Raw genomic sequence first — 11,958 nt, forward strand, 5'->3', positions numbered from 1 at the left:
CGCCCCCGCCACTGTCCGAAACCGTCAGATCATTCGGACTTCAGGCCCGCCCGGAAGGCGTTCAGGATATCGGTGCCCGGTTTCCCACGCCCGTCCAGATCCGCCGCCCATTCATCCCCGACGGAGGACATGACACCCTGCAGCGTGTCCAGATCCGCTGCCGGCAGGTCGACGAACGTGACGCCCTGTTCAGCAACGAACTTGAAGTCCTCCTCGGTTGAGGCATCCGTCGCCTCGCAGCCATTCAGCGTCGCCGCCTCTCCGGCCTCGGTCAGCGCCTTCTGCACATCTTCGGGAAGGCTGTCGTACTTCGCCTGGCTGATCATCCAGGTCGCGACGAAAGACCCGAAGTTCAGCCCCTTGGTCGCCGTCTTGATATGCGGCGCAAGGTCATAGGGCTTGATCGACGCGATCGGGAAGGCGATGGCATCCACCGTGCCGCGCGACAGCGCCTCGCGCGCCTCGGGGCCCGGCACGTTCACCGGCACGCCGCCCAGTTTCTGGATCGCCGCGATCTTGGGTGCCCCGGTGACCCGGACCTTCATCCCGTTCACGTCACCGATCCCCGCCAGGTCGCCATGCACGAACAGCTGATACGGGGACAGCACCAGAACCGCCAGCGCGCGCACACCCTCCGGCTGGTATTCGGCCACGTCAAGCGCACCGCCCGGCTTTGCGACCGACCAGAACGCCTTCGTCCCCTCGCAGGAGTTCGAGAACGCCTCGGGCAGTTCCCCGACCGAGGACAGGGGCAGCTTGTCCGCCGAATAGGACGCGCCGACATAGGCGATGTCCGCCACGCCGGACTGCACCAGCGACAGCATGTCCTTGGCCTTGCCAAGCTGTTCGGCCGGGAAATGTTCGAAGGCAACCTTGTCCCCCGTCATCTCCTTCGTTTTGGCCATCAGCGGGTCGGCCACACCGGTGGTCATGTAGTGGCCGACCGGCAGGCTGTCGGCCAGTCGCAGCGTCACCTCCTGTGCCGCGACCGGTGCGGCAACCGCCGTCATCATGAGGGCCGCTAACAGGCCCGTGGTCTTTCTGGTCATTGTTCGTACCTCCTCTGTCGAACAAGAAACGCGGCTACCGCATCGTTGACGGCAGCCACAGGGTGATCGCCGGAAATGCGGCGAGCAGGGCAATGACGATGAGATGCGCCCAGACATGGGGCGCGACGCCGCGGAACAGCTCTCCGAGCGGGCGGCGCGTGTAGCGGGCGACTACGAAGACGTTCATGCCAAGCGGCGGCGTGACCATCCCGACCTCGGCCGTCACGACGACCAGAACGCCGAACCATACGGGATCGTATCCCATGTCGAGGATCAGCGGCAGGACCACCGGCACCGTCAGGATCAGGATCGCGATCTGGTCCATGAAGAACCCGAGGATCAGGTAGCCAAGCAGGATGACGGCGAGGATCATCCCGTGCGACGCATCCAGCCCGCCGACCCATGTGGTGATGTCGTTTGTGACACGCGTAAGGGTGAAGAAATACCCGAAGATATGCGCGCCCAGGATGATGAACAGCACCATGCACGTGGTCTGCGCCGCGGAGCGCAGTGCGCGCAGCAGGTTCGTCAGGCTCAGCTTGCGTTCCCAGGCGGCGATCAGCATCGCGCAGAACGCCCCGATGCCCGAGGCCTCCGTCGGCGTGGCGATACCGGAATAGATCGTGCCGGTCACCGCGAAGAACAGGATCAGCACCAGCCCGACGCGGTTGAGCGAGGCGAACTTCTCCCGGATCGTGTAGGACTTCCCGACCGGCGCCACGGACGGGTCGCGCCAGACCAGGAAGGCAATGGTCAGGATGATCGTGAAGGTCACGATGATGCCCGGAATGATCCCGCCGATCAGCAGCGCCCCGATCGGGATGTCGGCGATGATGCCGTAGAGGATCAGCGCGATGGACGGCGGGATCAGCATCGCCAGCGTGCCGGAAATCGCCACGACCCCGCAGGCAAGCTTGGGCTCGTAGCCCTCCTTCAGCATCGCCGGGATGGAGGTGGAGGCCAGCGTCGCGGCAGCGGCTGTGGAGGACCCGGAGATCGCCCCGAACCCCGCGCCCGCCAGCGCCGTCGCCATGGCCACCCCGCCGCGCAGCCGCCCGACCCAGACGGTCGCCGCCCGGAACAGGTCGTTGGCCACGCCCGAGATGATGACGAACTCCGCCATCAGCAGGAACATCGGGATCGTGATGATCTCGTAGTCATTGGCGGTCGAAAGCGGCGAGGTCTTGAGGATCCCCTGCAGGATCGGCCAGCCGCCGAACATGTAAAGCCCGGTCGCCCCCGACACCGCCATGGCCAGCGCCACCGGCAGGCCGAAGACCAGCATGGCCACAAGGACGATCAGCGCGACGGTAACGGTCATTCTGCGGACTCCAGCCCTGCGGTTGATGTGACGGGCGGCGGCGGCAGTTCGACCATGTCGCGCCCGGTAACGGCAGACAGGGCGTGGAACAGCGTCCGGTAGGCGCAGCGCAGCACCAGAACGCCCATCCCGAGCGCCAGAACCGCATGCGCGACCCAGGTCTGGAACGGCACGATGCCCGCGATCCGGTTATCCGCGACAAGGGCCTGCACCGCCTGCCCGTATTCCAGCCAGGTGATCGCGGCCAGCAGCAGGGTCGAGGCCGCAAAGCCCGCGCTCTGCGCTGCGTGCCGCAGCCGGAACGGGATCAGCGGCACGAAGACATCCAGCGCGATATGCCCGTGCTGCTGCATCGTGTCCGACAGCGCAAAGAAGAAGACCGCCCCGACCAGGTACAGCCCGATCAGGTCATAGGACCAGACCAGCGGTGCGTGGAACACGTAGCGCAGCACCACGTCCAGCATGACGGTGCACATGATCCCCGCCAGCGCGATGGCCGACAGCGCGACGAGAACGGTTTCCACCCGCGCCAGCCAGGCCGAGGGCGCGTTGAGCGGCAGTTGAGGTTCCCCCGGTGCGGCCATGTCAGACCTCCTGCCCGGCGGCAGCCATGATCTTGCGCGCGGCCCGTTCATGCGGCTTGTCGATCATCTGCCCGTCGATGCGCACCACCCCGGCGTCAGGATTTTCGGCAAAGGCGGCCAGAACCTTGCGCGCCCAGTCCAGTTCCTCTTCCGTCGGGGTAAAGGCGGCATTGACCGGCGCAACATGCTTGGGATGGATCACCGCCTTGGCGCCGAACCCGTCGCGCCGGGCCTCCCGCGCCTCGCGTTCGACCACGGACAGGTCGTCGAGCACCGCGCAGATCGTATCGATCGCGACCACCCCCGCAGCCGCCGCCCCGGCAAGACAGAGGTTCCGCGCCAGCCGGAACGGTTCATGGAACCCCTCTCGCGCGCCGTTTTCCCGTGCGCCGAGCGAGGCGGCCAGATCCTCCGCGCCCCACATCATGCCCCAGAGCCGCTTGTCACATCCCGCGTAGCCGCCGAGGGTGAACAGCGACGCCGCCGTTTCCGTGGCGATGGCGATGATCTTGACCGGGGAGAGCCCGTGCGCCGCCTCGAACGCGGCGAGGTAGTTGGCGACGCGATTCAGATCCTCCGGCCCTTCGCATTTCGGCAGGCAAATCCCGTCCGGAGCGTGGGGCAGGACGGCGGCCAGATCCGCCAGGGTCAGCCCCGTATCCAGCGCGTTGACCCGGACGAACAGCGCTTTGCCGCCCCTGTCGCCGCGCAGCATGTCGCCGACCGTCCCGCGCGCCGCGTCCTTGGCAGAGGCCGCGACGGAATCCTCGAGGTCCAGGATCAGCGCGTCGGCATCCCCGCCGACGGCCTTCTCGAATTTCCGCGCGGAGTCGCCGGGCACAAACAGGAAGGACCGCATCAGGCCGCCTCCGGCCGCTTGCGCATCAGCGCCATGCGCTTGCACTGCGCGACCACCGTGCCGTCCTGCTTCAGACAGCGATGCTCGAACTCGACCAGCCCCTGCGTCGGCCGCGATTTGGATTCGCGCACCGAAAGCACCGTCGTCTCCGCCCGCAGCGTGTCGCCGTGGAATACCGGTGCGGGGAAGGTCACCTCGGAAAACCCGAGATTGCCGATGGTCGTGCCAAGCGTCGTGTCCTGCACCGTCAGCCCCACCATGATCGCAAAGGTGAACATCGAATTGAACAGCGGCTTGCCCCACTCCGTCCCTTTCGCGAAATCGAAGTCGATATGCAGGGGCTGCGGGTTCATCGACATGAGCGAAAACATCATGTTGTCGCTTTCCGTGACAGAGCGCGACAGCTCGTGACGAAACTGCTGTCCCTCGTGGAATTCCTCGAACCAGAGCCCGGCCATACGCGTCTCCTCAGTAAGATTTCGGCAGACCCAGCACCCGCTCCGCGATATAGCAGAGCGCAAGCTGGGGAGAGATCGGGGCGATGCGCGGGATCAGGCTTTCGCGCAGATACCGCTCCACGTGATATTCCTTGGCGTAGCCAAAACCGCCGTGTGTCATGACCGCCTGCTGGCAGGCATTGAACCCCGCCTCGCCCGCCAGGTACTTGGCCATGTTGGCGCTGGCACCGGCGTTCATGCCCTGATCGTATTCCCAGGCAGCTTTCATCGTGACCAGCCAGGCGGCCTCAAGCTCCGACTGGCAGACCGCAAGGGGGTGCTGGATCGCCTGGTTCTGCCCGATCGGCCTGTTGAAGACGACCCGCTCCCTGGCGTAGGCAGTCGCCCGGCGCAGCGCGGCAAAGCCCAGACCGACGGCTTCGGCGGCGATCAGGATACGCTCGGGGTTCATGCCCTGCAGGATCATGCGGAAGCCCTCGCCCTCCGCCCCTATGCGGTCCTCTTCGGGGATTTCGAAATTCTCGAAGAACAGTTCGTTCGAGTCGACCGCCTTGCGGCCCATCTTCTCGATCTCAGACACCTTGATCCGGCTCCGGTCGAACGGCGTGTAGAACAGCGACAGCCCCTGCGTGGGCGACGTCACCTCCTCGAGCGGCGTGGTCCGGGCCAGCAGCAGAATGTTGTCGGCGACCTGCGCGGTCGAGATCCACACTTTCTGCCCGTTCACCACGTAGCGGTCGCCGCGCTTCTCGGCCCGCAGCTTCAGCTGAGTGGTGTTCAGCCCGGTGTTCGGCTCCGTCACGCCGAAGCATGCCTTTTCCCGCCCCTCGGCCATCGGGCGGATCATCCGGTCCTTCTGCGCCTGCGTGCCGAACACATCCACCGGCTTCAGCCCGAAGATGTTGATATGCACCGCCGAGGCCCCCGACAGTCCCGCGCCCGACTCCGCAATCGTGCGCATCATGATCGTCGCCTCGGTGACGCCGAGCCCCGCGCCGCCCTGCGCCTCTGCCGTGCAGATGCCAAGCCAACCCTCGCGTGCCAGCGCATCGTAGAAATCGGTCGGGAACCCGCCCTCCCGGTCCTTCTTCAGCCAGTAGTCATCACCGAACCCGGCGCAGATGCGTTCGATCGCGTCCTGTATCGCCCGCTGGTCTTCGGTCAGTGAAAAATCCATGTCTCAGCCCTTCTCCGGCAGGGTGACGGCGCCGGTCTGCACCAGTGCAGCGACCTCCTCGCCCGTGAAACCCATACGATCCAGTATGGACGCGCCGTTGGCCCCCATGGCCGGAGCCGGCCTTTCGGGGCGCGCAGGGGTGCGCGAAAAGCTGGCCGGGACCGCCATCTGCCGGATCCGCCCCTCGGTCGGATGATCGACCTCTTCGAAGAAGCCGACGGCGGCAAGATGCGGGTCCTCGAGCGCGCTGGCGAAACTGTGCATTGGCAGGGCGGGCACGTCGGCGCGATCGAACAGGTCCATCCATTCCGCAGTGGTGCGGGTCTTCATAAGCTCGCCCAGTTCCGCATAAACCTCGTCGATATGGGCCATACGGGCGGCGAAGGTGGCATAGCGCGGATCGGCTTTCGGCATCTCGGGCCGGCCGAGTTCGCGGAAGAACCGCTCCCAGTGGCCATCGTTGTAGATCAACGCGCAGACATAGCCGTCCTGCGTTTCGTAGGGCTTCCGGTCCGGAGACAGGTGCCGCCGGTATCCGCCCTGGTCCAGAGGCGGCACGAAGGTCAGCCCGCCGAGGTGATCGGCGAGGATCATCGCCAGCATCGTTTCGTACATCGGCACCTCGACCTTCTGCCCCTGACCGGAGCGGTCGCGCTCGATCACCGCCGCGAGGATCGCGTTCACCGCCGACATCCCCACGATCCGGTCGCAGATCGCCGCCGGAACATAGGCCGGTTTCTGGCCTGCCTTCTGGAACAGGTAGGGGATGCAGGCACCGCCCTGGATCAGGTCGTCATAGGCCGGACGCCCCGCATAGGGCCCCTGCTGGTCGAACCCGACAAGCGCCGCATAGATTACCTTGGGATTGGTCTGCTGCAGCACGTCCCAGCTTAGCCCGAGCCGGTCCATTTTGCGCGGACGCACATTGGTCACCACCACGTCGCTCTGCGCCACCATGCGCAGGACGGCCGCGCGGCCCTCCTCCTTCTTCAGGTTCAGGACGATGCTTTCCTTGGACCGGTTGGTGTTGAGATACATCGCCCCCATGCCGGGGGTCCGGGCCGGAGTGATCTCCCGCACCAGATCGCCCGCGGGCGCTTCGACCTTGATGACCTCGGCGCCGTAGTCGCCAAGGATCTGTGTCGCATATGGCCCCATAAGAACGGAGCTGAGGTCAAGGACGCGAAGTCCTGCCAGCGGTCCCATCTTGCCGTCTCCTCCCATTTGTCCATATATGTGGACAAATACAGCAATATATGGAACAAGTTAGGCAGAGCCCGTGGCACTTGTCAACGGACTCTGGATCAGATCGTCAAAATCGGGGCAGATAGGGACATGGCCGTTAAACAGATCGAAAACCTCCTTGCCCTGCTAGAGTTTTTTGCTGACCGCAAGGAACCGGCGACGCTCGCCGACGTGGTGCGCCACTTCGGTTGGCCACGGTCGAGCGCGCATCACATCCTCTCGACGCTGGTGGATTCGGGCTACCTCTACGAACCCCGTCCCCGCGCGGGTTTCTATCCGTCCTCCCGCTGGCAGCGCCTGTCCCAGGCCTTCACCGAAGCGGAACCCGTACCCGAGGCCCTGCACCGCATCATCACCGAACTGGGCCGCGAGACCGGAGAGACGATCTGGATCTCCGCGCCAAGCGGGCTTTACGCCGTGTTCCTCGAGGTCGTGGAATCCTCTGCCGCCGTGCGCTATGCCGCGCAGCTTGGAAACCGGGTGCCGATCCATGTCACCGCCTCTGGCCAGACCCTGCTGTCACAGATGAGCGAGCGCGACCGCGATGTCATCCTGCGCAAGACCGAATACGGATGCTGGGGTGTGAATGCCGCGAAATCGGTGGCAGAGGTGCACGAACAGATGGACGCGGCCCGCCGGCGCGGCTGGTTCTACTCTGCCTCGAACTACTCTCCCGACCTCGGCGGGGTTGCCGTTCCGGTCGTCCTCGGCGACCGCATCTATTCGATCACCGTCGCCGGTCCGCTCTACCGCGTCGCCGACAAGTTCGAGGAGAACGCGCGCCGTATATACGCCGCCATCGCCCGCGAACTCGGGCCCGACCACTGCGCCCGCACGCTCAAGGACATCACCGTCCCGGACTGGAGCTAACGCGGCAGCGAGGTCAGGCAGCGCACCAGTTCCAGCGAATTGCGCACCCCGAACCGGGTCATCAGCCGGTCCTTGTGCGCATGCACTGTGCGCGGGGAAATTTCCAGCCGCCGCGCGATCTCCTTCGCGGTCAGCCCTTCGACCAGCAGCATGCCGACCTGCCTCTCGCGGCGGGTCAGCGGCACCACCTGCCGTTCCCCTGACAGGTCGGAAAAGCTCCAGACCGCGCGCGCCAGCGGGTCGCCGGCATCCAGCGACTGCCCCCGCACCCGGCACCAGAACAGCGTTCCGTCCTGACGCCGCATCACCCGTTCGTCGGCATAGGCCCCGTGCGCGCGCAGTTCCCGGACCCAGTGCTGCCCCGTGTTGTCGAATTCGTCGCGTGAGGGATAGAACATCTCCAGCGACTTGCCCTCCAGCGCCCCGGCCTCGTAACCGAACATGGCGGCGAACCGCAGGTTGCAGCGGCGGATCACCCGGTTTTCGGAATAGATCAGCCCGACCGGGGCATGTTCAAAGATCTCGGTATCGGGCGTCATCGGGTCAGGCGGCAAGAAAACGGGGCGCACCACGGGAAGGATGCGCCCCATGCAATCACGGATCGCCGCCCGGCTCCAGACGGAAACCGGACGGCCCCGTTGCGGACTACTTCTTCGGCAGTTCCACGATGCAGGATCCGACGGCCGAAAGCTCTCCGTCCTGCTGTTCGGCGCGCTGGCTGATTTCGACGAAGTACTTGCCGTCCTTGTCGAACTTTCGCGTCACCTCGCCATGGATCAGGATGATGTCGCCTTCGGGGTTGTGACGGCGCACCTGGCACTTGGCCTGGCTGAGGAAGCCATCGTCCCCGGCCCAGTTGGTGACGTGATGCGTCAGCCAGGACGCCCGCTCCGGCCCGTAATCGTAGGCACCGGGCGCGCCGACCTCCAGCGCGAACTCCTCTTCCCAATGCACCCGCTCCGGGCAGTCGGGGATGCCGAAGCGGTTCTTGATCCCCGCGCCGGGATGCTTCTGCTGCAGCTTCCACGCCATCTTGTTGGCCCGGATGTACAGCCCGCCCCAGCCCTGCGCATAGGCGATGAAGCCGGTGACGGTCATCGGACCCTTCACCATGGTCGGCAGCGCCTCTCCCACGGTGACATCGTCCCAGTACCGCGTCCTGGCGCCGCGGACCTCTTCCTGTTCGTAATACTTGGTGTAGGAATCCAGCTCCTCCTGCGTGTAGACCCGCGGCTGGCGGCTCTTCACGTCGGTGTACTTGGTCCCCTTCTCCGCTGCATGGTTCCGCTCGGTCCGGAAGCACCACGAATCCGCCGCCGCCAGCTGGTCACCGGTCTTCGCATCGTAGAAATCGACATGGTAGATCTGCTGCACCGCGCGCCCCGCAAAGCGGGTGTCATGTTCGATCAGGTCCTTCAGATAGGCCTCCGTCCGCAGTTCCGTGTTCCGCGCGATCGGCCGCATCCAGGTCCAGTCCGACCCCGACCACATCGCATGAACCCCCGGCAGACCGCCGACGTAACCCGAGATGATGCGCGAGGTGGAAAACAGGAAGGACGGCAAAGCGATCACATCGCCGAACTTCGTCCCCTTCGCATAGTCGGGGTCGCACCACAGCGGGTTGTCGTCGCCGATGCCATGCGCGTAATGGCGGATGTTGTCGCGGGTCGCCTCATAGCACCACGGCTCCACCGTGTTCTCGATCTTCACGCCGATCCGCTTGGAAAGATCGTCGAGCCCCTCCTGCGTGATCTTCGGAAACTGTCTCTGGGTCATGTCGTTCATGGGATACTCCTCCGGTATGTGATGGGCTCAGGCGGCGGCCTGCGCCTCGTTGTCTCTCAGGATCTTGCGGTTGACCTTTCCCGCGGGCGTCTTCGGCAGGTCGGGCACAAAGGCGACGTGGCGGGGATATTCGTGGCGCGACAGGTTCTGCCGGACGAGGTCCTGAATCTCCTCCGTCAGCCCGTCGGTCGCATCGCCCTTGAGCACGACAAAGGCCTTCACCACCTGCCCGCGCACAGGGTCCGGCACGCCGATCGCGGCGGCCTCGGCCACTTTGGGATGGCGCAGGATCGCGTCCTCGATCTCCACCGCGCTCATCGTCCACCCGGCCGAGATGATGACATCGTCCGCCCGGCCCGCGTGATAGAAATACCCGTCCTCGTCGATCCGGCCGAGGTCCTTGGTCGGGAACCATTCGCCCTTGCGCATGACCATCAGCTCACCGATCTCGCCGGGCTTCGCGCGCTTGCCGGTCGCGTCATGCACCTCGACCACGTTGCCCGGAACGGCCTTGCCGAGCGACCCGTCCTTGACCGCGAAATCCCCAGCACCCGGGTAGTTCGCAAGGATGACACCGATCTCCGTCGTGCCGTACATCGACCGGACGGTGGTGCCGAACAGACCTTCCACATAGGCGGCGGTCTCGCTGTCGATCGGCTCTCCGGTGAAGGTCAGCTTGTCGAAGTGATAGGTGAAATCCTCGGCCCTGCCGCAGTTGCGCATCATCCGGTAATGCGTTGCCGCCGCCGAAAGGTTGGTGATCCTGAAATCGGACAACGCCTTGCACAGCCGGACCGGATCGAACCGGCCCGAAAAAGTGCCAGTCGACACGCCAAGCGCCAGCGGGGCCAAGGTCCCGTGCCACAGCCCGTGACCCCATGCGGGCGAGGAGGGGCAGAAGAACCGGTCGCCCGGGCGGATGCCCGTCGCATAAAGGGCAGCCACCATCAACGTCACGATGGACCGGTGGTTGTGCTTTACCGCCGCTGGAAGCGCCCGCGTGGTGCCTGAGGTGTATTGCAGGACGGCGAGGTCGCTCCCCGCAGTATTCACCGCAAAACCCGCCGGTAACCCGTCGAGCGCGGCGAGGAAGGCGTCGTCCACGACGACAACCTCCGTCCCGCCGGCGGCGCGCGCTTCCTCCGCCTTGTCGGCGCTTGTGAACAGGAGCTTTGGGGTGCAATCGTCCGTACGCAACCGTATGCCTTCCGGCCCGAACAGTGTGAACATGGGCACCGCGACCGCCCCCAGCTTGATCGCGCCGAACATCGCGCCGTAGAAGGCGGCGGTCGGTTCCAGCATGACGGCCACGCGGTCGCCCCGGGCCACCCCCTGACTGGCGAGCCAGTGCGCAATACGTGACGACAGCGCGGAGAGTTCGTCGAAAGTCACGATCTCGTCCCGTCCGTCCGCGTGCGCGATGCGCAGGGCGACCGCATCCGTCCCTGCATGCCGGTCGACACATTCATGCGCGATGTTCAGCTGGTCGCGATCCCCGTCGAACAGGTCCCAGAGCGCCTGCGGGCTGAACTGCGCCTGTGCATTGGCGTAGGACGTGTAGTCCGTGAGCTTGGCCATATCCTCTCCTCCTCCGGTCCGGGCCGGCAGCACCCGGACCCGTTTCCACAAGGGTGAGAGTCGCCCGAATTATTGTCAATTCGCGCAATCTATTGTATATGTACAACAAGCAGTTTTCAGATATGCGAAAACCCCTGCATTCGGTACAGTTGCGCAATCCCCTCCACTCCGGCGGCCTGCGCGCCACCGTGTCATTGTCCATAGGCAATGAAATTTACCGACTCGCCGGGATCAGCCCTGACCGCCAACCGCAAGCGTGTCGAGTTCGTCCCGCGCCGCGATCATCGCCCCGGCCAGCCGGTCGATGCCTTGCGCCGCCATACGCTCCGTGATGCCGATGGCAACGAGGCTGCGGGTCATGCGCCCGGCGGAATTCAGGAACGGCACCGCAACCACTGTCACCCCGGACATGTAGGCCCCGCTGTCCACCGCGTAACCCTGCCGCCGCACCTCCGCGACCTCTTCGAGCCAGGCGTCGAACCTCGGCGGGTTGTCCCACTGAAGGCGGGCGAAACCGTTGCGAAGCTCCGCCTCTCCGAGAGTTCCGAACGCCGCGTAGCAGCGGCCCGTGGCCGAGATCAGCGCGGGAAACCGGCTGCCGAGATCGACCTGCAACCGGAACCGCTGTTCGACCTGACTGATCGCAACGACGACCATCTGCCCGGCCTCGGTGACCTGCGTCGCCAGCACGGTCGCCCCGAAATCCTGCGACAGGCTGTCGAGATGCGGTTGCACCATCGGAATGAAGGCATTGCGCTGGATCGCGGTGCGGGCGATCGGCAGGATGCCGACGCCGATGGAATAGCGCCGGGTCTCCGGGTCCATCTGCACCAGTCCCTCGTCGGCCAGTACGCGCAGGATGTGCAGGCAGGTGCTGGGTACCAGCCCGAGGTCGCGGGCCATGGCATTGACCCCGACCGGCGCATCCGCCCGGCCGAGGTGACGCAGGATCGCCACCGCGCGCGTGACGGCGGGCACTGCACGCTTGACTGGCTCTCCCCCGCGTTCCACCATCTGGCCATTTCCTCCGGA

At 65.4% G+C, this 11,958-nt stretch carries 12 protein-coding genes; 1 reads left to right on the top strand and 11 read right to left on the bottom strand.

Annotation, left to right across the window (positions count from 1 at the left end; genetic code table 11):
* Positions 1–29: 29 nt before the first annotated feature.
* Genes IEV87_RS17515 through IEV87_RS17545 form a run of 7 tightly spaced genes read right to left on the bottom strand, consistent with a single transcriptional unit; the run spans position 30 to position 6,654 of the window.
* Positions 30–1,049, bottom strand: a complete 1,020-nt coding sequence (locus IEV87_RS17515) for a TRAP transporter substrate-binding protein (protein WP_188479103.1) — start codon at positions 1,047–1,049, stop codon at positions 30–32.
* A 34-nt stretch (positions 1,050–1,083) separates the two neighbouring features.
* On the bottom strand, positions 1,084–2,370 hold the full coding sequence (locus IEV87_RS17520) for a TRAP transporter large permease (protein WP_188479104.1): 1,287 nt from the start codon (positions 2,368–2,370) through the stop codon (positions 1,084–1,086).
* A complete protein-coding gene (locus tag IEV87_RS17525) occupies positions 2,367–2,954 on the bottom strand; it encodes a TRAP transporter small permease (protein WP_188479105.1) in 588 nt (195 codons plus the stop codon). Before IEV87_RS17525 ends, IEV87_RS17520 begins: the two co-directional genes overlap by 4 nt.
* Position 2,955: 1 nt before the next feature.
* Positions 2,956–3,813 carry an HpcH/HpaI aldolase/citrate lyase family protein gene (locus IEV87_RS17530; protein ID WP_188479106.1) on the bottom strand — a complete coding sequence of 286 codons (858 nt, stop codon included), beginning with the start codon at positions 3,811–3,813 and terminating at the stop codon, positions 2,956–2,958.
* Entirely contained in the window at positions 3,813–4,271 is a 459-nt protein-coding gene (locus IEV87_RS17535) for a MaoC family dehydratase (RefSeq protein ID WP_188479107.1), read from the bottom strand. The genes IEV87_RS17530 and IEV87_RS17535 overlap by 1 nt, the downstream gene beginning before the upstream one ends.
* 10 nt (positions 4,272–4,281) lie before the next feature.
* Positions 4,282–5,448 (bottom strand): acyl-CoA dehydrogenase family protein, encoded by a 1,167-nt coding sequence (locus tag IEV87_RS17540; protein WP_188479108.1) that lies wholly within the window; start codon positions 5,446–5,448, stop codon positions 4,282–4,284.
* A 3-nt stretch (positions 5,449–5,451) separates the two neighbouring features.
* Positions 5,452–6,654, bottom strand: coding sequence for a CaiB/BaiF CoA transferase family protein (locus tag IEV87_RS17545; RefSeq protein WP_188479109.1), 1,203 nt, complete (start codon positions 6,652–6,654; stop codon positions 5,452–5,454).
* 129 nt (positions 6,655–6,783) lie between these two features.
* On the opposite strand from IEV87_RS17545, the gene IEV87_RS17550 reads away from it, so the two are divergent.
* On the top strand, positions 6,784–7,563 hold the full coding sequence (locus IEV87_RS17550) for an IclR family transcriptional regulator (protein ID WP_188479110.1): 780 nt from the start codon (positions 6,784–6,786) through the stop codon (positions 7,561–7,563).
* Here IEV87_RS17550 and IEV87_RS17555 read toward each other — a convergent pair.
* The 4 genes from IEV87_RS17555 to IEV87_RS17570 form a co-directional block, all read right to left on the bottom strand.
* A complete protein-coding gene (locus IEV87_RS17555; protein ID WP_188479111.1) occupies positions 7,560–8,102 on the bottom strand; it encodes a helix-turn-helix transcriptional regulator in 543 nt (180 codons plus the stop codon). The genes IEV87_RS17550 and IEV87_RS17555 overlap by 4 nt on opposite strands.
* 106 nt (positions 8,103–8,208) lie before the next feature.
* Positions 8,209–9,348, bottom strand: a complete 1,140-nt coding sequence (locus IEV87_RS17560) for an FAS1-like dehydratase domain-containing protein (RefSeq protein WP_188479112.1) — start codon at positions 9,346–9,348, stop codon at positions 8,209–8,211.
* Between the two features lie 27 nt (positions 9,349–9,375).
* Entirely contained in the window at positions 9,376–10,926 is a 1,551-nt protein-coding gene (locus IEV87_RS17565) for an acyl-CoA synthetase (RefSeq protein ID WP_188479113.1), read from the bottom strand.
* A 231-nt stretch (positions 10,927–11,157) separates the two neighbouring features.
* Positions 11,158–11,940 carry an IclR family transcriptional regulator gene (locus IEV87_RS17570; protein ID WP_188479114.1) on the bottom strand — a complete coding sequence of 261 codons (783 nt, stop codon included), beginning with the start codon at positions 11,938–11,940 and terminating at the stop codon, positions 11,158–11,160.
* Positions 11,941–11,958: the final 18 nt, after the last annotated feature.

Origin of the sequence: Primorskyibacter flagellatus (assembly GCF_014638275.1) — a bacterium.
Taxonomy (GTDB): domain Bacteria; phylum Pseudomonadota; class Alphaproteobacteria; order Rhodobacterales; family Rhodobacteraceae; genus Pseudooceanicola; species Pseudooceanicola flagellatus_A.

Excerpts from the sequence above, each read along its gene's own strand:
- IEV87_RS17555 (WP_188479111.1), bottom strand. The coding sequence starts at position 8,102 with ATGACGCCCGATACCGAGATCTTTGAACATGCCCCGGTCGGGCTGATC.
- IEV87_RS17565 (WP_188479113.1), bottom strand. The coding sequence starts at position 10,926 with ATGGCCAAGCTCACGGACTACACGTCCTACGCCAATGCACAGGCGCAG.
- IEV87_RS17530 (WP_188479106.1), bottom strand. The coding sequence starts at position 3,813 with ATGCGGTCCTTCCTGTTTGTGCCCGGCGACTCCGCGCGGAAATTCGAG.
- IEV87_RS17545 (WP_188479109.1), bottom strand. The coding sequence starts at position 6,654 with ATGGGACCGCTGGCAGGACTTCGCGTCCTTGACCTCAGCTCCGTTCTT.
- IEV87_RS17535 (WP_188479107.1), bottom strand. The coding sequence starts at position 4,271 with ATGGCCGGGCTCTGGTTCGAGGAATTCCACGAGGGACAGCAGTTTCGT.
- IEV87_RS17520 (WP_188479104.1), bottom strand. The coding sequence starts at position 2,370 with ATGACCGTTACCGTCGCGCTGATCGTCCTTGTGGCCATGCTGGTCTTC.
- IEV87_RS17560 (WP_188479112.1), bottom strand. The coding sequence starts at position 9,348 with ATGAACGACATGACCCAGAGACAGTTTCCGAAGATCACGCAGGAGGGG.
- IEV87_RS17570 (WP_188479114.1), bottom strand. The coding sequence starts at position 11,940 with ATGGTGGAACGCGGGGGAGAGCCAGTCAAGCGTGCAGTGCCCGCCGTC.
- IEV87_RS17525 (WP_188479105.1), bottom strand. The coding sequence starts at position 2,954 with ATGGCCGCACCGGGGGAACCTCAACTGCCGCTCAACGCGCCCTCGGCC.
- IEV87_RS17540 (WP_188479108.1), bottom strand. The coding sequence starts at position 5,448 with ATGGATTTTTCACTGACCGAAGACCAGCGGGCGATACAGGACGCGATC.
- IEV87_RS17550 (WP_188479110.1), top strand. The coding sequence starts at position 6,784 with ATGGCCGTTAAACAGATCGAAAACCTCCTTGCCCTGCTAGAGTTTTTT.
- IEV87_RS17515 (WP_188479103.1), bottom strand. The coding sequence starts at position 1,049 with ATGACCAGAAAGACCACGGGCCTGTTAGCGGCCCTCATGATGACGGCG.